The sequence below is a fragment of the Myxococcota bacterium genome, from assembly GCA_041389495.1.
GTDB lineage: Bacteria > Myxococcota_A > UBA9160 > UBA9160 > UBA4427 > JAWKRT01.
In genome coordinates, this window is record JAWKRT010000002.1 from 392,543 (window position 1) to 412,794 (window position 20,252).

Annotated in this window: 18 protein-coding genes; 11 read left to right on the top strand and 7 right to left on the bottom strand. The window is 73.0% G+C overall.

What is annotated here, in order from left to right; all coding sequences use genetic code 11:
• The first annotated feature begins 19 nt into the window (after positions 1 to 19).
• The 4 genes from R3E88_12475 (at position 20) to R3E88_12490 (ending at position 5,574) form a co-directional block, all read left to right on the top strand.
• On the top strand, positions 20 to 1,009 hold the full coding sequence (locus R3E88_12475) for a Rieske 2Fe-2S domain-containing protein (protein ID MEZ4217289.1): 990 nt from the start codon (positions 20 to 22) through the stop codon (positions 1,007 to 1,009).
• Complete coding sequence (locus R3E88_12480; protein ID MEZ4217290.1) at positions 1,006 to 1,797, top strand: glucose 1-dehydrogenase; 792 nt, start codon at positions 1,006 to 1,008, stop codon at positions 1,795 to 1,797. The genes R3E88_12475 and R3E88_12480 overlap by 4 nt, the downstream gene beginning before the upstream one ends.
• Before the next feature lie 178 nt (positions 1,798 to 1,975).
• A complete protein-coding gene (locus R3E88_12485) occupies positions 1,976 to 2,839 on the top strand; it encodes a class II glutamine amidotransferase (GenBank protein MEZ4217291.1) in 864 nt (287 codons plus the stop codon).
• A gap of 92 nt (positions 2,840 to 2,931) precedes the next feature.
• Positions 2,932 to 5,574, top strand: coding sequence for a fused MFS/spermidine synthase (locus tag R3E88_12490; protein ID MEZ4217292.1), 2,643 nt, complete (start codon positions 2,932 to 2,934; stop codon positions 5,572 to 5,574).
• Positions 5,575 to 5,608: 34 nt separating this feature from the next.
• Here R3E88_12490 and R3E88_12495 read toward each other — a convergent pair whose 3' ends face one another.
• From R3E88_12495 to R3E88_12525, 7 genes are all read right to left on the bottom strand, one after another.
• Positions 5,609 to 6,013, bottom strand: a complete 405-nt coding sequence (locus R3E88_12495) for a hypothetical protein (protein ID MEZ4217293.1) — start codon at positions 6,011 to 6,013, stop codon at positions 5,609 to 5,611.
• Positions 6,010 to 7,116 (bottom strand): hypothetical protein, encoded by a 1,107-nt coding sequence (locus tag R3E88_12500; GenBank protein ID MEZ4217294.1) that lies wholly within the window; start codon positions 7,114 to 7,116, stop codon positions 6,010 to 6,012. The genes R3E88_12495 and R3E88_12500 overlap by 4 nt, the downstream gene beginning before the upstream one ends.
• 164 nt (positions 7,117 to 7,280) lie before the next feature.
• Positions 7,281 to 8,381 carry an apolipoprotein N-acyltransferase gene (lnt, locus tag R3E88_12505; GenBank protein MEZ4217295.1) on the bottom strand — a complete coding sequence of 367 codons (1,101 nt, stop codon included), beginning with the start codon at positions 8,379 to 8,381 and terminating at the stop codon, positions 7,281 to 7,283.
• Positions 8,382 to 8,810: 429 nt separating this feature from the next.
• On the bottom strand, positions 8,811 to 9,467 hold the full coding sequence (locus tag R3E88_12510) for an ankyrin repeat domain-containing protein (GenBank protein ID MEZ4217296.1): 657 nt from the start codon (positions 9,465 to 9,467) through the stop codon (positions 8,811 to 8,813).
• 158 nt (positions 9,468 to 9,625) lie between these two features.
• Positions 9,626 to 10,948 (bottom strand): pectin acetylesterase-family hydrolase, encoded by a 1,323-nt coding sequence (locus R3E88_12515; protein MEZ4217297.1) that lies wholly within the window; start codon positions 10,946 to 10,948, stop codon positions 9,626 to 9,628.
• Between the two features lie 143 nt (positions 10,949 to 11,091).
• Positions 11,092 to 11,799 (bottom strand): hypothetical protein, encoded by a 708-nt coding sequence (locus R3E88_12520; GenBank protein MEZ4217298.1) that lies wholly within the window; start codon positions 11,797 to 11,799, stop codon positions 11,092 to 11,094.
• A gap of 12 nt (positions 11,800 to 11,811) precedes the next feature.
• On the bottom strand, positions 11,812 to 12,603 hold the full coding sequence (locus R3E88_12525; protein ID MEZ4217299.1) for a glucose 1-dehydrogenase: 792 nt from the start codon (positions 12,601 to 12,603) through the stop codon (positions 11,812 to 11,814).
• 117 nt (positions 12,604 to 12,720) lie between these two features.
• Here R3E88_12525 and R3E88_12530 point away from each other — a divergent pair, with 117 nt between their 5' ends.
• The 7 genes from R3E88_12530 (at position 12,721) to R3E88_12560 (ending at position 20,241) form a co-directional block, all read left to right on the top strand.
• Complete coding sequence (locus R3E88_12530) at positions 12,721 to 13,224, top strand: MarR family transcriptional regulator (protein MEZ4217300.1); 504 nt, start codon at positions 12,721 to 12,723, stop codon at positions 13,222 to 13,224.
• 263 nt (positions 13,225 to 13,487) lie between these two features.
• Entirely contained in the window at positions 13,488 to 14,342 is an 855-nt protein-coding gene (locus R3E88_12535) for a class I SAM-dependent methyltransferase (protein MEZ4217301.1), read from the top strand.
• Complete coding sequence (locus R3E88_12540) at positions 14,335 to 15,216, top strand: methyltransferase domain-containing protein (GenBank protein ID MEZ4217302.1); 882 nt, start codon at positions 14,335 to 14,337, stop codon at positions 15,214 to 15,216. Before R3E88_12535 ends, R3E88_12540 begins: the two co-directional genes overlap by 8 nt.
• Before the next feature lie 3 nt (positions 15,217 to 15,219).
• The gene (locus R3E88_12545; protein ID MEZ4217303.1) at positions 15,220 to 16,776 is read left to right on the top strand and encodes a BCCT family transporter; all 1,557 of its coding nucleotides are present in this window, start codon (positions 15,220 to 15,222) and stop codon (positions 16,774 to 16,776) included.
• A gap of 131 nt (positions 16,777 to 16,907) precedes the next feature.
• Positions 16,908 to 17,489, top strand: a complete 582-nt coding sequence (locus R3E88_12550; GenBank protein MEZ4217304.1) for a hypothetical protein — start codon at positions 16,908 to 16,910, stop codon at positions 17,487 to 17,489.
• 98 nt (positions 17,490 to 17,587) lie between these two features.
• The gene (locus R3E88_12555; protein ID MEZ4217305.1) at positions 17,588 to 18,397 is read left to right on the top strand and encodes a hypothetical protein; all 810 of its coding nucleotides are present in this window, start codon (positions 17,588 to 17,590) and stop codon (positions 18,395 to 18,397) included.
• A 23-nt stretch (positions 18,398 to 18,420) separates the two neighbouring features.
• Entirely contained in the window at positions 18,421 to 20,241 is a 1,821-nt protein-coding gene (locus R3E88_12560) for a tetratricopeptide repeat protein (GenBank protein MEZ4217306.1), read from the top strand.
• The last annotated feature ends 11 nt before the right edge of the window (positions 20,242 to 20,252 follow it).

Sequence of the window (20,252 nt, forward strand, 5' to 3'; positions counted from 1 at the left end):
AGGGGAGGACCGAGAGAGGATGGAGAGCCCGGCAGCGCCGTCGCGCGCGATCGCGACCGCCTCTGCCGCTTCCGGCCCGGGTCTTCCGATCCCGAGCGGCTGGTTCGCGGTGGCGACGTCCGACGAGCTCGCGCCGGGCGGCGTGCTCGCGCGCCACTACTTCGGACGCGAGCTCGTCGTGTTCCGCACCGAGGGCGGCGCGCCCGGCGTGCTCGACGCCTACTGTCCGCACCTCGGCGCGCACCTCGCCGTCGGCGGACGCGTCGAGGGCGAGAGCCTCCGCTGCCCGTTCCACGCCTGGGAGTTCGCGACGGACGGCGCGTGCCGCGCCATCCCCTACGCGAAGCGCATCCCGCCGAACGCGCGCGCCGCGCACTACCCGACGGTCGAGCGCAACGGGTTCGTGTTCGCGTGGCACGCGCTGGACGGGCGCGCGCCGTGGTTCGAGGTGCCCGACGTGCCCGAGGCGACGAGCGCGGGCTGGTCGACGCCACAGCGCTTCGAGTGGACGGTGCGCGCGCACGGCCAGGAGCTCGCCGAGAACGGCGTCGACCGCGCGCACTTCCGCTACGTGCACGGCACGCTCAACGTGCCCGACACGCAGGTGACGGAAGAGGGCGCCTTCCGCCGCGCCTATCAACCGGTCGAGCTCCGCACCCCGCGCGGCGACGTCGACGGCGCCATCGACTCGCAGACCGTCGGCATGGGCTTCGCGACGACGCGCTTCACCGGCATCTGCGAGACGCTCGAGCTCGCGACGACGACGCCGATCGACGCGGGCAGCGTCCACGTCCGCTACGCCTTCACGCAGCCGAAGGTCGACGGCCGCGATCCGCAGGGCGGCGTCGCGGCGGCGATCATCCGCGACATCGTGAAGCAGATGAACGAGGACATCCCGATCTGGGAGCACAAGATCTACCGCTCCGCGCCGACGCTCTGCGACGGGGACGGTCCGATTCCCGAGTTCCGGCGGTGGTGCCGCCAGTTCTACCCGGAGGCAGGCGCGTGATCCTCGATCGCTTCAAGCTGACGGACCGCGTCGCCCTCGTGACGGGTGCGGGCAAGGGCATCGGCCGCGGCGTCGCGCTCGCGTTCGCGGAGGCGGGGGCCGACGTCGTCTGTGCGGCGCGCACGCAGGCCGACATCGACGAGACGGCCGAGGGCGTGCGCGCGCGCGGGCGCCGCGCGCTCGCGGTCCGCACCGACGTCACGAAGACGGAAGAGCTCGAGGCGCTCGTCGCGGCGGCGCGCGGCGAGTTCGGTCGCATCGACGTGCTCGTGAACAACGCGGGCGGCACGCCGCCGCGCCCCGCGCTCAAGACGTCCGAGGCGTTCTTCGAGTCGGCCTTCCGGTTCAACGTGGTGCAGGCCTTCGTGCTGACGAAGCTCGTCGTTCCGGTGATGGTCGAGACGGCGGGCGGCGGCACCATCGTCAACGTCTCGTCGCGCTCGGGCGACATGGTGCAGCCGTCGCAGGTCGCCTACGCCGCGAGCAAGGCCGCGCTCAACATGATGACGCGCAACCTCGCGGCCGAGTTCGCGCCGAAGGTGCGCGTGAACGCGATCGGCACCGGCGGCATCGCGACGCAGGCGCTCGACATCGTGCTCACGAACGACGCCCTGCGCGAGCAGTTCGAGCGCAACACGCCGATGGGCCGGCCGGGCACGGTCGAGGACATCGCGGCGGCCGCGCTCTACCTCGCGTCGCCCGCCTCGGCGTGGGTGACGGGCAAGGTCTTCCAGATCGACGGCGGCACCGAGAGCCCGTCGATCGTCGTGCCCGCGCCGCCGCTCTAGCGGGGCGCGCGCACCCGCGGCGGCCGCGCACTCGGGTCTTGACCGGAGCGCGGTGCCGCGGCGCGCGCACGGCGCGAACTTCCGTGTGCAGTGCGCGGGCGCGCGATCCGATCGTGCGTTCCGTGCGCGCCCGGAGCGGCCGTCGCCGCGCCCCCGCGGCCCGCCCGGAGTGCCTCGCATGTGCCGCTTCACGCTCCACCTCGGTGCGCCCATCCGCATGAGCGCGCTGCTGCTCGACCCCGAGCACTCGCTCATCCGCCAGAGCTCGCACTCGCGCGAGCGCGACGAGCCGCTCAACGGCGACGGCTTCGGCGTCGGCTGGTACGCGCCGCGGCTCGGGCCCGAGCCCGCCGTCTTCCGCTCCATCACACCCGCGTGGAACAACCGCAACCTGCGCAACCTCGCGCGCGTCGTCGCGAGCCGCTGCATCCTCGCGCACGTGCGCGCGGCGACGCAGTCGAGCGCCGTGAACGAGGCCAACTGCCATCCGTTCCGGTACGGCCGCTATCTATTCATGCACAACGGCGACGTCGGGAACTTCCGGAAGGTGCGCCGACACCTGCTCGAGAGCGTGCGCAACGAGGCGTTCGACAACGTGTACGGGAGCACGGACACCGAGCACGTGTTCGCGCTCGCGATCGACGAGCTGCTGCGCGGCCCGCGCGGCCTCGACGCGACCGAGGCGATGGCGCGCGCGCTCACGGGCGCCATCGAGCGCGTGCTCGAGCTCGTCGACGCGCACGGCGACGGCGAGCCGTCCTACCTGAACTGCGCGCTCGCGAACGGCTCGAGCGCCGTCGTCTCGCGGTTCACGAACGACCCCGACGAGGCGCCGGAATCGCTCTACCTGTTCGAGGGGCCGCTCTATCCCGTCGCCGAGGACGAGCCCGCTGCGGCGGCTGCGTCGATCGTCGTGAGCTCCGAACGCCTGACGTCGGACGCGGGCTGGGTGGAGGTTCCGGCCAACCACCTCGTCGTGCTGCGCGCCGGCGAGCCGCCGCGGATGCGACCGATCGAGGCGCGCGCCCGCACCGCGGCCTGACGCCGACGGCGCGCGAACGGCGCGCGAACGGCGCGCGGAGGGCGACGCCGCGCGCGGAGGAGCGCGGCGGCGAGCTGCTAGGATGCGCGGCCATGTCGCCCGCCGCCTCGCCCGTCGACGCCGCCGCGGGGCGCGGGCGCATCGTCCTCGTCCTGCTCTTCTTCGTCTCGGGCGCGGCGGGCCTCGTCTACGAAGCCGTCTGGAACCGGCTGCTCGTCCTCCAGATGGGCAACACGGCCTACGCGCTCACCACGATCCTCACCGTGTTCATGGGCGGCCTCGCGCTCGGGAGCTTCGTCGGCGGCCGCGTCGCGTCGCGACTGCGCGACCCGCTCGCGGCCTACGGATGGCTCGAGCTCGGCATCGGCGTCTACGCGACGCTCGTTCCCACGCTGATCGCGGCGCTCGAGCCCGCGATGCGCGTCGTCTACAACTCGTGGTTCCAGTCGCTGCTCGCGTTCAGCTTCTTCCAGTTCCTGGCGTGCGGGGCCGTGCTGCTGCTGCCCGTCGTCGCGATGGGCGCGACGCTCCCGATCGTGAGCGACTTCGTGGCGCGTCGCGGCGGCGGCGTCGGCACCTCCGTCGGGCTCGCCTACGGCGTCAACACGTTCGGCGGGTTCCTCGGCGTGCTCGTCGGCGGCCTGCTGCTCGTGCCGTGGCTCGGGCTCCACCGCGCGAACCTGGCCGGCGCCGCACTCAGCGCGAGCGCGGGCCTCGCGGCGATCGCGGGCGCGCGCGTGCTCGGCGCGCCGGGGCCGTCGCGCGAGCTGCGCACCGAGGCGCCGACGCGCGCGACGGGCGACTCGCCGTTCCCGCCCGCGCTCCTGTTCGCGGCCCTCGCGGCGAGCGGCTTCGCGGCGATGACGTACCAGGTGGCGTGGACGCGCGTGCTCACGCTCTCGATCGGCTCCGTCACCTACTCGTTCCCGCTGATCGTGGGCGCCTTCATCGGCGGGCTCGCGGTCGGTGCCTCGGTGCTCGGACGCCTCGGCGACCGCCCCTCGCTCGGCGCGCCGCTGCTCGTCGCCTGTCAGCTCGGCATCGCCGTCGTGGCGCTCGCGACGATCCCGGTGCTCGGCGACCTCCCGGTGCGCATCGCGCTGCTCGTCGCGCGCCATTCGGACTCCTTCGTCGCGCTCCAGCTCGCGAAGTTCGCGGCCGTCTTCGCGGTCGTGTTCGCGCCGACGTTCCTGATGGGCGGGATGCTGCCGCTCGCGGCGCGCGCGGTCGCCGCGGGCGGCACCGACGACGTGGGAGCCGCGGTCGGACGTTGCTATGCGAGCAACACGGTCGGGACGATCGCGGGCGCCTTCGTCGCGGGCTTCGCGCTCGTGCCGACGATCGGCATGCAGGAGACGATCGCGGTCGCCGTCGCGGTCAACGCGTGGGTGGGCGCCGTCCTGCTCGCGCGGTCGGGCTGGCTCGCGCCGATGGCGCGCACGGCGCTCGGCGGAGCGGCGGCGCTCGGACTCACGGCGGCGGCGTTCGGCATGCCCGACTGGGACCGCACCGTGCTGACGAGCGCGCCCTATCTCAATGCGAACCTCTACGCCGACGGCGAGAACCTGACCGCGGCCGAAGTGCGTCGCGTGCTCTCCTACAAGGCCGACATCGTCTACTACCGCGAGGACGTCGCCACCACGGTCACCGTCCTCGACGATCGGCGCCGGCGGTACCTCTACGTCGGCGGGAAGCTCGACGCGGTCTCGCGCGACCCGACGCAGAGCCTGCTCGGCCTGCTCCCGATGCTCCTGCACCCGGACCCCGAGCGCGTGCTCGTCGTCGGGCTCGGGAGCTCGGAGACGCTCGGCGCGACGCTCCGCTACGACGCGGCGCGCACGGTCGACTGCGTCGAGATCTCGCCCGGCGTCGTCGAGGCCGCGGGGCGCTTCTTCGAGATCGATCGCCCGGTGCTCCGCGACCCGCGCCTGCGGCTGCGCATCGGCGACGGGCGCGTGCACATGGCGATGACCGATCGCACCTACGACGTGATCGTGTCGCAGCCCGGCAACCCGTGGATGGCGGGCGCGTCGGCGCTCTTCACGCGCGAGTACTTCGAGCAGCTGAGGTCGCACCTCGCGCCGGGCGGCGTCGCGAGCATCTGGATCCAGGGCTTCGGCGCGTCGCCCGAGAGCGTGGCGTCGCTCATCGGGACGCTGTCCTCGGTGTTCGAGCACGCCGACCTGTGGGAGGGGCGCGTGCTCGGCGACTACATCCTCACGGCCTACGACGCCCCGCTGCGCTTCGACGTCGACGCGCTCGCGCAACGCATGCGCGAGCGCTCCGTGGCGCTCGCCTTCGAGCGCGCGTCGGTCGAGGACGTCGCCGACCTGCTCGGGTACTACGTCGCGCCGGCCGGGTCGATCCGCGGGCTCGACGGCGGCGACCTCGTCAACCGCGACGACCGCAACTTCCTCGAGACGCGCCTGCAGCGCGAGCTCCTGCTCCGGAGGGAGCGCGACGTGTACGTCGCGCTCTCGGGCCGCCGCGAGAGCGCGCTCCCGCGCGTCGCCGCCGCGACGAGCGACGCGGCGCGCGAGACGCTGGCGAAGCTCGGCCGGATCGAGCGGGCGCGCGAGCTCGCGCGGCAGGTGCGCGAGATCGAGCTGCGCGCGGATGCGCTCGGCGAGGGCGGCGACGTCGTCGCGGCCGCGGCGCTCGACCGGGAGGCAGCCGCCCTGCGCGACCACATCCGCGAGCTCGACCCGAAGGCCGCGATCCTCGAGGGAAGCTAGGCGGGAGCGCGCGCGCCGCGTGCGCGCCCGCCGCTCACGGGAGCACGCTCGCGCGCCGCAGGCGCTCGCTCATCGACGCGAGCCGCTCGGAGCGCGGATAGTCGCGCCGCCAGCGCGCCACCACCTCGGCGATGCGCGCGCGCGACGACTGCGTGCGCACGAGGACGTCCACGTAGGCGGCGTAGAGATCCTCGGATTCCTTGTAGCCGCGGTCGAAGGCCGCGGCGAGCTTCTCGTTCGCCTCGTCGACGCGGCCCTCGCGGGCCAGCGCGACGCCGGCGGTCGCGCGCACGCGGTCGGAGTCGGGGTAGACGTCCTCGAGCACGCGGTCGGGCGCGATGCGCTCGATCGGGCCCACCGCGACCTCCGCGACGCCGGCGACGACGCCGAACGCGGCGATCACGATCGGCAGCTTGTAGTCCTGCCAGAGCCGCGTCACAGGGACTGCTGCACCCGCTTGTCGCTCACCTTCCAGATGAACGAGTCCACGTAGAAGTGGAGCAGCTGGAAGACCTCGGGCAGCGCGAGGATCTGGAGCTCGACGAGCAGCGGCACCTGGTGGCGCGTGCCGAGCGGCTCGCCGCCCGAGAGGAAGCCGAAGCCGAAGTCGGCGAGCGAGCCGCCGACGATCACTTGATAGGCCGCCGCGTAGAAGACGGCCGCGCCGAGGAAGTAGGCGAGGCCGCCGCGGTCGAACATGCGCGACGTCGCGGCCGGCTCGATCCCGTCCGTGTCGTGCTTGCGCTGCATGTACGCGTGCACCATCACGATGTACTGGACGCCGTGCATGAGCCGGTGCGCGACGCCCCACACGAGGACCGAGTTCGTCTGGTACGCGGTGAAGTACCAGAGGAAGTAGCTCGCGCCGATGAACAGGTACTTGAGCGGGTTGACGCGGCCGCCGCGCGCGACCGATCGGAGGACGTGCGCGACGTAGAACACGAGGTACGCGCCCGCGGCCGTCCAGCTCGCGGCGTGCACGACCGCGACGTCGGACGCCGAGAGGTCGACGCCCAGGCTCGAGACCGCCGGCACCCAGAACGTCTGCGTGTAGAGCGGCGTCGCGATCATCATGTTGACGTACATGACCGCGTGGAATCCGAGGTCGTAGCGTCGCGTCGACTCGCTTCCCGTGCCCGCCTTGAAGTCGTAGATGCGCGCGAAGCCGTGCTGCTGCATGAGCCCGTGCTGGATGTCCCAGAGGCGGATCAGCCAGAAGAGCGCGAGCGGCGCGAACGAGAGCCCGAGCGACACGACGCCGAGCAGGACGAGCGGAGCGACGACGAGCCGCGTGCGGTAGCGCTCGAGGTCGGGGCGGTAGGCGTACGTCCGCACCCACGTCGCATAGTGATGGGGGACGGTGACCCAGACGTTGATCGCGGCGAGCGCGGCGAAGGGAAGCCAGCTGTCGGCGGCGAGCGCGGCGGCGATCGCGAGGAACGGGAGCCCGAGGAACCAGATCGCGTCGGCGCGCGGCCCGAGGATGTAGCCGGTGCGGAACACGTCCTGGAGCCCGGTGTGGAGGCCGCCGGTCGCTTGCATGCGCCCGATCGTACCACGCCGATCTCGCGCGAATCGGCGCGCGGCGCGCGCTTCTCGCGGCCGCGCCGCCGCGCGACGAGCGCGGTGTGACGGACGTGCACGCGACGAGGAGCGGCAGCGCGCGCGCAGCTCCGCGGCGGAACGCGCCGCGGGCGCGGCATCGGCTACGCGGTCGGCTTCGGCCCGCCGGTCGCGACGAGGAGCGCCGCCGCGACGGCCGCGACGGCGGCCGCGCCCGTCCAGTCGCCCGCGCGCGCGTAGAGCGTCGCGTCGTCGCGCAGCCCGACGCGGCCGCGCAGCGTCGCGCGCTCGAGCACTCCGGTCTCCGCGCGCACGCGCCCGGCCGGGTCGACGATCGCGCTCACGCCGCTGTTCGTCGCGCGCACGAGCCAGCGGCGGTGCTCGATCGCGCGCAGCCGCGCGAGTGCGAGGTGGAGGTGCGGCTCGCGCGAATCCCCGAACCACGCGTCGTTGGCGAGCGTGACGAGCAGGTTCGCGCGCGATGCGCGCACCATCGCGCGCACGAACGCCGGCCGGATCGCCTCGTAGCAGATGGGCGTCGCGATGCGCGCGTCGCCGAGCCGCAGCGCCGGCGTCTCGCGCGAGGCGCGGAAGCGCTGGGCGTGCGGGAGCGACGCGCGCAGCGCGGGCCACGCGTCCTCGAAGGGAAGCCATTCGGCGATCGGGATCAAGAGGTTCTTGTCGTACGCGTCGCGGATCGCGCCGTCGGCGCCGACGAGGAAGGCCGAGTTCGCGCGCGCGCGGCGGCCGCCTTCCTCGAACACGGACGTGCCGCCGAACAGCAGCGCCACGTCGAGGTCGCCGCGCACGAGCTGTCCGTCGAGCGGGAGCGGGCGGCGAAGCGCGCGCGCGATCGCCGTCTCGGGCCACACGACGAGGTCGAGCGGCCCGTCCGCGAGGAGCTCCCGCGTCATCGCGACGTGCGCGCGCTGGCCGGCGAGCCCCGCGTCGCGCTTCTCGAGCAGTCCGAGGTCGGCCTGCACGACGCCGACGCGGAGCACGGGCTCGCCGGCCGCGCCCGCGTCGGCGCCGAACGCGCGCTCGCGCGCGACGCCGTAGGCGAGCACGACCGCGGCGATCGCCGCGGCGGCGAGCGCGCCGCGCGCGCGGGGCGCGGCGCGCTCGCGCGGCGTCGACGAGCGCGGCGAGGCCCGCGTTCGCCGACGCGACGAGCGCCGTGAGCAGGAGCGGCCCGCCGAGGTCGGCGGTCTGCGCGAGCACGGGCGCGCCGACGAGCGCTGCACCCGCGTGGACCGGGAACACCTGCGGCCACAGCCACTCGACCGCGACGAGCGGTGCCGCGCCCGCGAGCACCCGGCCGGCGCCGCGCGCGCGGAGGCGGTCGTAGAGCAGTGCGTAGGCGGCGAAGCCCGTCGCGAAGAACGCGCCGTGCGCGAGCCAGAGCACGGCGCCGAGCGCGCGCTGCTGCGCGAGGAAGACGTCGACGAGCCGCATCAGCCAGGTGAACCCGAGCGAATGCGCGACGAGGCCGAACGCGAAGCCGAGCGCGGCCGCTCCGCCGGCGCTCGCGCCGGGGCCGCGCGCGTCGAGCGCGAGCCAGAGCGGGACGAGGAAGGCGGCGAGGAGAGGCCACGCGTCGTCGCCGACGTAGCCGGCCGCGTAGAGCGCGCCGCCCGCCGCGGCCGCGACGAGCCGCGCGGCGGGCGCGCGCGTCACGGAGCGGGGTCGGGGCCCGAGGTCGGCGGTGCGGCGCACCCGGGCGTTCCCGGCGCCGCGCGATCGGCGGCCGTGCGTCCTTCCTGGTCGCGGAGCGCGCGGTCGGCGCCGCTCGCGACGAGGAGCTCCGCGATCGGGCCGTGGCCCTTCGCGCAGGCGATCATGAGCGGCGTGTCCTGGAAGCGATCGCGCACGTCGACGTCGGCGCCGCGCTCGATCAGGAAGCGCGCGGTCTCGACGCGATTCGCAGCGACCGCGTGGAAGAGCGGCGTGCGGCCCTGCGCATCCGGCGCGTCGAGCGCGGCGCCCTGCGCGGCCAGATACTCGACGAGCGCGAGGTCGGCGCGCGCCGCCGCGTGCGAGAACGCGGTGCGGCCCTCGGCGTCGGGCACGTCGACGGCGGCGCCGCGCGCGCGAAGGAGCTTCGCGAGCTCGAGCGAGCGCGCGTCGCGCACGGCGAGCAGGAAGGCGTTGCGCCCGAGGTCGTCCTTCGCGTTCGGGTCGACGCCGAGCTCGAGCGCGCGCTCGACGCTCGCGCGGTCGGCCGTCCGCACCGCGTGGAGGAAGCGCTGCTCGAGCGTGAACGGCTCGGGCAGGCGCGGCTCGCCGGTGCCCATCACGCGGTTGGTCGGCGTCGGCTTCCCGGGCGCCATGCCCGCCCCGTCGGCCGCGGCGCCCGTGCGGGGGGCCGCGGCGATCGCGACCGCGGTCGCGAAGACGACCGCGCACGCCGCGAAGGCGCCGCGCGCGGCGCGGCGCGAAGCGGCCGGGGGCCCGACGGGGCCCCCGGCCGGATGCTCCGGTCGCGCGCTCAGCTGCCGCTGATCGCGTCGTTGATCAGGGGCGCCACGATCTGCATCCCCGGATCTTCGTTGTTGTAGTTGTTCGAGGGCTCGACGAGGCGCAGCACCTGGCCGTTGTTCACCCAGGCCTGCAGGAACGTCTCGAGCGGCGTGAACGTGCCCGGGCACTTCCACGACTGCGTCCACGGCCACTGCCAGGCCTCGTACCACTTCTTCTTGCGGATGCTCGGGCACGCGTGGCTCCCGATGAACGTGATGATCGACGAGCAGTGGCTGTCGTTGATCGGGCGATGCCACGGGATGTGATAGCTGAAGTTCGGATGCGACTTCATCTCGTTGATGAGGCGCGTCTGGTCCGTCCGCCACTTGGCGAGGATCTGCGCCTGCGTCTGGTTCGGGAAGAACCGCTCGTAGGAGAACCGCGAGAAGTTGTAGTCGCTCGAGTAGCCCGTGTAGGCCAGCCGGTCGTTCGGGAACTCCGTCGCCAGCATGTCGGTGATGCTGCCGAAGTCGTTCGGGTCGAACGACGCGGGAAGCTCGGCGTAGAGCGTCGTGAGATCCCACGCGGCCTCGATCGTCTGGTGCAGCGAGTACGAGTAGTAGGACGAGTTCGGCGCCGGGAAGATCGGGCCCGAGTCGTTGAGCATGAGGCCGAGCGCCGGTTGGATCTCGCGCCGCGCCTCGTTGTAGGCCGCCGTCGAGGCGACGCCGCCCGCGCTGAAGCCCGTCACGAGCATCTTGTTCACGTTCGGGAAGCGGTTCCCGAGGTACTGCATCGCCGCGCGCGTGTTGTGGAAGCCCGCGTGGCGCCACGTGATCGGCGGGTTCTGGCCGGTCGGGTCGACGTAGGTCGCGACGTTGTTGCCGACGTGCACGTCGCCCGTGCAGTACGGCATGTACACGACGTCCCATCCGTTCGTGACGATCGGGTTCTTCGGGCGCAGCGGGATGCCGGGGTCCGCGCCGTTCACGATGGGCGACACGTACTCGGCCTTGAACTGCGTGATGTAGTCGTCCGCGAGACCGTTCGGGTTGGCGGCGCCGAGGACGCCCGCCTGGCCGCTGCAGGTCTCGTAGTCCCAGCACGCGCCGCCGCCTTCGAACATGACGACGAGGTTGTTCGAGCTGGGCGAGTCGTAGACCCAGAACTTGTACTGGGAGCCGTTGCCGCAGACGGTGCCCGGGAGCTCGACGCGCTCCCACGCGTAGTCGTTCCCGCCGTCGACGATGTCCTCGATGCCGATCGAGCTGGCTGCGAGGGGCATGCCGCACGCGAGCAGCATGACGAAGAGAGCGCGGAGCATCGGGCGGTCGTGCACGCGATCGTTCATCTCGCCTTCCCCCTTTGTGGATTCGCGGTCGTGGCGCGGCGGCGCGGGTGCGTCGCTGCACAGCGTTTCCCTATCACGAATCCGCGCGATCGGGCCGCGAAAACGAGCGACTCGCAGTCACGTCCGCGCGGCGCGGCGGCCGCCTAGCGAGGCGCGTCGCCGGGCTCGCCGGCGCCCTCGCCCTCGCGGAACGCGCGTTCCTCTTCGAGCCAGCGGAGCCGCTCCTCCTCGTGGAGGCGGCGGCGCTCGAGCGCCTCGGAGAGCCGCGCCGGCATCTCCTCGAGGCGCGCGAGATGGAGCGTGCGCGCGAGCTCGAGGAGCCCGACGTCGCGCTCGGGCAGCACGTCGCGGTAGCGATCGAGCAGGTGGGACGAGAACTCGACGGCATCGGCCGAGATGCGCTGACGCAAAGCGAAGTAGTCGCGTACCTCGGCCTCGTCGGCGAGGTTGGCCTGCACGCGGCCGAAGCGCCGGTTCCACTCGGCGCGCGTCTCCTCGCGGTCGCGGAGCACGCGCGCGTCGGTCGTCGGCGCAGACAGGGTCCAGAACAGGTTGTCCGGCATCTCGTCGCGCACGGCGTCGAGGTCGACCTGCGCCCACGCGAAGGCCTCGGGCTCGAAAGCGTCACCCGCGCTCGCGTCGGCCGGTGCGGGAGGGTCGGCACTCCCGGTCGCCGGCACGCCCTGCGTCACGAGCTCCTCGGCGACGACCGTCGGCGCCGTCTCGTCCGCTGGGGCGGGCGAGGCCGGTCGGGTCGCGCGCCCGAAACCCCGCAGCACACCGATCGCGGCGACCGTCACGAGGGCGAGGACGATCAGCGAGCGGCGGGCGCGCGCGGTCTCCGACGACACCCGGGCGGCTCGCTAGGCGTAGCTTCGCGGGATGGGGAGGTTCGACGAGACGATGCCGCCGGCGACGCCGCAGACCTCGCCCGTCACGTAGGAGCCCGCGGGCGACGCGAGGTAGAGCGCGCACGCGGCGATGTCCTCGACCTCGCCGAGGCGCCCGAGCGGCGTCATGTCGACCATGATCTTCTCCATCTCGGGAGTCAGCACGCCGGCGAGCGCGTCGGTGCGCGTCGAGCCGACGGCGATCGCGTTGACGCGGATCTTCGGCGCGTAGTCCTGCGCGAGCTCCTGCGTCAGGAACGACAGCGTGGCCTTCGCGGTGCCGTAGGCCGCGAACCCGGGCGAGAACTGGCGCCCGGCGGCGGACGAGATGTTGATGACGCAGCCGCGGCCCGCCGTCTCGACGATCTTCGGCACCGCGAGCTGCGTGAGCGCGAACGCCGAGCTCACGTTGAAGCTCATGCAGCGGTCGAACTCCTTGACGCTGATCGCGCGGGCCGGCTTGGGCGGCCAGCCGCCGGCGTTGTTGACGACGATGTCGATGCGGCCGAACGCGTCGAGCGTGCGATCGACGAGGTTCTCGAGCTGCGCGTGCTCGGTGACGTCGCACGGAACGGCGATCGCGCGGCGGCCGAGCGCCTCGACCGCCGCCTTCGTCTCGTCGATCTGCGCCTGCGTGCGCGCGGCGACCGCGACGTCCGCGCCCGCCTCCGCGAAGGCCCTGGCGATGCCGGCGCCGATGCCGCGTCCGGCGCCCGTGACGATGGCCACCTGGCCGTCGAGTCGGAAGAGGTCGAGGATGCCCATGGATCGTTCCCTTTCTCGTCGCTGGCCGCCCCGTCCCGGGCGGGCGGCGCATGATAGCCTCGCCGCGTCTCGCGGTGGGGTCGTGGAACGGCGGGATGCAGCGAGGGGTGCACGCGCATGGCGAGCTCGCGCGACGTCGAGGACCAGATCGTCGCGTCCATCCGCCGCGTGATCCGCGCGATCGATCTCCAGTCGAAGCGCCTGCTCGACAGCCACGCGCTGACGGGGCCGCAGCTCGCGACGCTGCGCGAGGCGCACCGCATGCGCGCGCCGTCCACGAGCGCGCTCGCGCGCGCCGTGCACCTGAGCCAGCCGACCGTCTCCGGCATCGTGAGCCGTCTCGAGCGCCAGGGGCTCGTCGCGCGCGAGCGCTCGGCCGACGACCGCCGCACGGTCGTCGTCAGCGTGACCGAGCGCGGCCGCGAGGTGCTCGGGAGCGCGCCGTCGCTCCTCCAGGATCGCTTCCGCGCCGAGCTCGAGCGGCTGGCTCCGTGGGAGCAGCACTGGCTGCTCGCCGCGCTCGAGCGGATCGCGGCGATGATGGACGCCGAGGATCTCGAGGCGGCTCCCATCCTGGAGACCGGGCACGTCGGGCCGCCCGCGGACGACGAGGGGCTCTGAGCGCGCGGCCCGAACGCCTCCGGGCGTCGTGGGGGCCGCGGTGTCCGGTGGCGGCCACACGTATCGACGTCAATGACTCGATGAGCGCCATCTCTTCGAAGCCGTGTCCAATAATTTCGAAATATCAAATATTTGGTGAGCGGTCGCTCAGAGGGCCGTCGCCAAAGATGTATTGAGAACGATGTATTCGTCCTCTAGTCTCAGGGCTCCGCTCGCCAATCGAGGCTCGAGCACACGGCGCCAGTGCGCCGGGAAGGATGCCCATGGCCAACGGTTCCCCGCAGCTTCAGAGGCAACACGCCGCACGCGCCCTGCGCGCCCGCGCCCAGGACTTCGGGCGCGACCCCGTCGCCGTCCGCGACACCGACCACTACCACGCCGAGTACATCCAGAGCTTCGTCGAGAAGTGGGACGAGCTGATCGACTGGGACGCGCGCGCCGACAGCGAAGGCGGGTTCTTCATCCAGCTGCTGAAGGCCCGCGGCAAGACGAAGGTGCTCGACGTCGCGACGGGAACCGGCTTCCACTCGATCCAGCTGCTGAACGCGGGCTTCGAGGTGACGAGCGTCGACGGCAACGCCGCGATGCTCGCGAAGGCCTTCGACAATGCGAAGGAGCGCCACTTCATCCTGAAGACGATCCACGCGGACTGGCGCTGGCTCAACCGCGAGGTGCACGGCAAGTACGACGCCATCATCTGTCTGGGCAACTCGTTCACGCACCTCTTCGACGAGCAGGACCGCCGCCGCGCGCTCGCCGAGTTCTACGCGGCGCTCAAGCACGACGGCGTGCTCATCCTCGACCAGCGCAACTACGACTCGATCCTCGACCACGGCTTCGACAGCCAGCACAAGTACTACTACTGCGGCGACGAGGTCGTGGCCGAGCCCGAGCACATGGACGAGGGGCTCGCGCGCTTCCGGTACACCTTCCCCGACGGCTCCGAGTACCGGCTCAACATGTTCCCGCTCCGCAAGAACTACACGCGCCGTCTGCTGCGGGAGGCGGGCTTCGCGTCGGTCAAGACGTACGGCGACTTCCAGGAGACCTACCAGGAGGCGGACCCGGACTTCTTCGTGCACGTCGCGGAGAAGCACATGGACGACGTCGATGAGTGAGCGCGCGGCGGACGTCGCCGCGACGACCGAGGCCTACTACGACAGCGCGGAGGCCGACGCGTTCTACGCGCACATCTGGGGCGGCGAGGACATCCACATCGGTGTGTACGAGCGCGACGGCGAGGCCGTCGCGGCGGCGAGCGCGCGCACGGTCGAGCGCATGGGCGACGAGCTCGGTGCGCTCGGCGCCGACGCGCGCGTGCTCGACCTCGGCGCGGGCTACGGCGGTGCGGGCCGCGCGCTCGCGCGGCGCTTCGGGTGCCGCGTCGACTGCCTCAACCTGAGCGACGTGCAGAACGCCCGCAACCGCTCGCGGACCGCGGAGGCGGGCCTCGCCGATCGCGTGCGCGTCGTGCACGCGAGCTTCGAATCCGTTCCCGAGGTGGACGCGAGCTACGACGTCGTCTGGTCGCAGGACGCGATCCTGCACAGCGGCGCGCGCGAGCGCGTGCTCGCCGAGGTGGCGCGCGTGCTCGTGCCGGGCGGCCGCTTCGTGTTCACCGACCCGATGCAGACGGACGACTGTCCGCCCGACGTGCTGCAGCCCGTGCTCGACCGCATCCATCTCGACTCGCTCGCGTCGCCCGGCTTCTACCGCAAGACGCTCGCGAACCTGGGCTTCGAGGAGGTCGCGTTCCGCGCGATGCCCGAGCAGCTTCGCGCGCACTACGCGAGCGTGCGGCGCGAGCTCGAGGCGCGCCGCGACGAGATGGTCGAGCGCTCGGGCGAGGGCTACGTGACGCGCATGCTCGCGGGGCTGCAGAGCTGGGTCGACGCGGCCGATCGCGGCTACCTGACGTGGGGCATCTTCCACTTCGTCGCCGCGCCGGCCGCTGCGGACGCGGGGCGGCCGTCGGGCGGTCGCGGGCGCTGACGCGTGCCGCCGCCGGCGCGCGCGCGCGAAGGGACGATCGAGCCGTACGTCTTCGCGCCCGCCGCCGTCGTCGTGGCGGCGCTCTGCGCGTTCGGCATCGCCGCCCCCGCACTCGCGCAGCGCTGGTTCTTCGCGCTCCAGGACGCGATCGTCGGACGCTTCGGCTGGCTCTTCACGTTCGGGACGGCCGTGTTCCTCGTGTTCGCCGTGTGGGCGGGGCTCGGCGCGCGCGGCCGGCTGCGGCTCGCGCGCGACGACGCGCCCGCGGAGTTCGGGCTCGCCTCGTGGTTCGCGATGCTGTTCAGCGCCGGCATGGGCATCGGCATCATGTTCTTCGGGGTCGCCGAGCCCGTCCTCCACTACGCGAATCCGCCCGACGCCGCGCTCGGCGGCCGCGCCGCCGCCGAACGCGCGATCGAGATCGCGTTCTTCCACTGGGGCCTGCACGCGTGGGGCGTGTACGCGGTGATGGGCCTCGCGATCGCGTGGTTCGGCCATCGCGAGGGGCTCCCTCTCTCGGTGCGCTCGACGCTCGCGCCGCTGATCGGAGATCGCATCCACGGCGGCATCGGTCACGCCGTCGACGTGCTCGCGGTGTTCGGGACGCTGTTCGGCCTGGCCACGTCGCTCGGACTCGGCGCGATGCAGGTGAACGCGGGCCTCGCGCGCCTGTTCGGCATCCCGCAGACGGTCGGCGTCCAGATCGCGCTGATCGCATTCATCACGGCGTGCGCGACGACGTCGCTCGTGCTCGGGCTCGACAAGGGCATCCGCCGGCTCTCGAACGTGAACATCGCGCTCGCCGCGCTGCTGCTCGCGTTCGTGTTGTTCGCCGGGCCGACGGGCGAGGTGGCCGCGCAGCTCCCCGCGCGCATCGCGCGCTATGCGATGGACCTCGTTCCCTTCTCGCTGGGCTTGTCGGTGCCGGGCGACCTCGCGTGGCGCAAGTCGTGGACGCTCTTCTACTGGGCGTGGTGGATCGCGTGGGCGCCGTTCGTCGGCACGTTCATCGCGCGCATCTCGCGCGGACGCACCGTGCGCGAGTTCGTGTTCGGAGTGCTCCTCGTGCCGACGGTCGTGAGCCTCGTGTGGTTCGGCGTGTTCGGCGGCACGGCGCTCGCGCTCGAGCTGCGCGGCGGCGGGATCGCGGCGCTCGTCGAGAGCGACATCGCGATCGGCATCTACGGCGTGCTCGAACGGCTGCCGTTCACGAGCGTCTCCTCGCTGCTCGCCGTCCTCGTCGTCACCGTCTTCTTCGTGACGTCGTCCGACTCGGGCTCCTTCGTCGTCGACATGCTCACGTCGGGCGGCCATCCCGACCCGCCCGTCTGGCAGCGCATCTTCTGGGCGTCGGCGGAGGGCGTCGTCGCGGCCGTGCTGCTCTTTGGGGGAGGGCTCGCCGCGCTGCAGTCGGCCGCGATCAACACGGGGCTGCCGTTCTGCCTCGTGCTGCTCGCCGTCTGCGCGGGCCTCGGCCGGGCCCTCTGGCATGCCCAGGCGGAGCCCGAATCGCCCCCGCGCCCTGTCGTCGACGCCGCAAGAACCACCGAACCTCATTGATTCCAGATACTTGGGGACGCCTCTGCGCACCCCATCCGGCCGGGGTTGCAATGGGAAAATTTTCCATTAGATTCCCGCCTCGGATGTCGATGGGAAAGAATCCCATAACGGGACATCGCGGAGGATCGGAGATGAAGCGACGAATCGGTTGGGTGGCGGGCGCTGCGTTGGCGCTCGTCGTGGCAGGAACGGGTGTGGCGTTCGCGCAGGTGTCGGACGACATCGGCGCGGATGGCCTGAAGCGGCGCGGCGACGGAACGATCGACGATTCGCAGCGGGGCGATCGCGGCCGCGGCACGGACGACGTCGGTCCGGACGGGCTCAAGCGACGCGGCGATGGCAGCATCGACGACTCGCAGCCCGGCGCGCGCGGAGACGACCGCAGCAACGGTCGACGGCGCGGCCGCGGGACGGACGACGTCGGTCCCGACGGGCTCAAGCGACGCGGCGACGGGAGCATCGACGACTCGCAGCCCGGTGCGAGCGACGACCACCACCGCGGCCGCGGCCGCGGCCGCGGCGGCGACGACGACCGCGCCGAGCGCGGTGATCGCGGCGATCGCAGCGAGCGGGGCGATCGCGCGGAGCGCGGCGACCGCGCCGAGCGCGGCGAGCGCGCCGAGCGCCCGGATCGCGCGGAGCGGCCCGAGCGCGCGGAGCGCCCGGAGCGCGCCGAGCGGCCCGAGCGCGCGGAGCGCGCCGAGCGCGGCTGAGGACGGAGCGCGTGGCGGCCGGCCGCGTGGCCGGCCGCCCCTGCGCTCGCGCGAACGATCGAGCCCGGCGGATGCCGGATGAGGAAGGGATTCGGGAGATGCATCGCAAGAAGTGCGCGGTGGTGGGTGTGATGGCGCTGCTCGTGTCGGGAGTGGCGAACGCGGGGCCCACGCCCGCTGGCGGCTACGACGACGAGCTCCGCGACGAGTGGCGCGACGATCGCTACGACGAGGACGCGCGCCTGCAGACGACCGTGTCGCTCGGCGTCGACTACTCGCAGGGCGACTACGGGGACCCCTCGATCAGCCGCTCCGGTGTCGCGCAGGCGGGACTCAAGCTCGAGTACGAGCCCGTCACGGTGCGGGTCTACGTCCCGCTGCTCGTCAGCGACGGCGTGCTCCTGGACGATGCCGTCGGGGGAACGAACGGGACCGAGGTCGGGCTCGGCGACATCATCGCGAGCGCGGTGTACACGTGGTACTCGAGCTCGCGCACGCTCCCGACGATCGACGTGATCGCGAAGGTCAAGCTCCCGACCGCGAGCTCCAGCAAGGGTCTCGGCACGGGCGAGACCGACGTGACGCTCGGCGCGGAGGTGTCGCAGACGTTCGGCGTCGTGACGCTGTTCGCGGGCGGCGCCTATCGATTCAAGGGAGGCGGCGCGTTCCGCGACGTCCTGCTCGCGACGGGCGGTGCGAGCGTGCGCTTCTCGCAGTCGCTCTCTGCCGGCGTCGCCTACGACTTCCGCGAGGCGTCGACGGGCGCGGTGCCCGACTCGCACGAGCTCTCGCCGTTCCTGAGCCTGCGCCTGAGCGACCACGTCAAGCTCACGCCCTACGGCGTGATCGGTCTGTCGAACGGCGCGCCCGACTGGGGCGTCGGCTCGAGCATCGCCTACACGTTCTAGCCCTCGTGCACGGGAGGGGCTCCATGTCGCCCGCCAGGCGCGCGCTGTTCGCACTCGTTCCCACTCTCGTGCTGTTCGCGGGTGCCGAGCTCGGGCTCGCGCTGCTCGGGACGGCACCGCGCGCGGCGGGCGACGACCCGTACGTCGGCTTCGCGGAGAACCGCCCGCTCTACGTCGAGGTCGAAGGCGAGGACGGCGCGCGCCGGCTCGAGCTCGCGCCGGGGAAGGAGCGCTTCTTCAACCCGGCGCAGTTCGCGCGCGCGAAGGGCGAGGGAGTGCGGCGCGTCTTCTGCGTCGGCGGCTCGACGACGTACGGCCGCCCCTACCGCGACCTGACGAGCTTCTGCGGATGGCTGCGCGCCGATCTCGAGGAGGTCGCGCCGGGTGGCTTCGAAGTCGTGAACGCGGGCGGCATCAGCTACGCGAGCTACCGGGTCGCGAACGTCGTCCGCGAGCTCGCGGGCTACGCGCCCGACCTCGTCGTCGTGTACACGGGGCACAACGAGTTCCTCGAGGAGAGGACGTACGGCGCGTTGCGCGACCGGCCCGCGTGGCTGCGCCGGGCCGACCTCGCGCTCGGGCGCACGCGCGTGTACACGGCGCTGCGAAGGCTCGCCGGCGGCGAGCGCGAGCAGCTGCCCGGCGAGGTGTCGGCGAAGCTCGACGGCAGCATCGGGCCGGACGCCTACACGCGCGACGACGCCTGGGCCGGGGCCGTCGTCGAGCACTTCGGCGCGAACCTCGAGCGCATCCTCGCGCTCGTGCGCGAAGCGGGAGCGACGCCGCTCGTCGTCGTTCCCGCCGACAACCTGCGCGACTGCTCGCCCTTCAAGAGCGAGCCCGACGCGGGCCTCGCTCCTGCGGAGCGCGAGCGCTTCGAGGCGCTGCTCGCCGACGGCGTCGCGGCCTATCGCGACGAGCGCTTCGCACAGGCGAGCGACGCGTTGCGCGCGGCGAGCGCGATCTCGCCGCGTCACGCGCACGCGCGCTACTGGCTCGGCCGCGCGCTCGTCGCGACGGGCGAGCTCGACGCGGCGACGCTCGAGCTCGTCCGCGCGCGCGACGAGGACGTGTGCCCGCTGCGCGCGATCTCGCCGATCGTCGAGGCGACGCGCGAGATCGCGCGTCGCGAGCGCGTGGCGACGATCGACTACCCGGCGCTGCTCGACGCGCGCAACGCGGCGACCGGCGCGCCCGCGCGCGGCGCCGACTGGTTCCTCGACCACGTGCACCCGACGATCGAGGGCCACCGCGTGCTCGCGCGCGAGCTGCTCGCGCACGTGGGCTCGCTCGGCTGGCTGCCCGACGGCGCGCCGGGCGACGAAGCGGCGCTCGCGCGCGCCGAGGCGGGCGTGCGCGCGCGCATCGACGACGGCGAGCGCGGGCTCTCGCTGCGCAACCTCGCGAAGGTGCTGAGCTGGGCCGGGAAGAACGAGGACGCGGCGCGCGCCGCGCGCGCCGCGCTCGAGCTGCTCGGCGACGACGCGGAGTGCCTGTTCCTGCTGTCGCTCGACGCGTCCGACCGCGGCGACCACCTCGAGGCGGTCTCGCTGCTGCGCGAGGCCGTGCGGCTCGACCCCGACTGGGTGAAGCCGCGCCACAACCTCGGCGTCGAGCTCGCGCGGGCGGGGCGCGACGAGGAAGCGCTCGCCGCGTATGCCGTCGTCGTCGAGCTCGAGCCCGCGCACCCGAACGTCCACTACAACCGCGCGAATGCGCTCTCGCGCCTCGGGCGCCTCGAGGAGGCGGCCGCCGCCTACGAGCGCGCGCTCGAGCTCGATCCCCGGGACGCCGACGCGCGCGAAGCACTCGACGGCATTCGCGCGCGGCTCGCGGCCGACTAGCCACCGCTCCC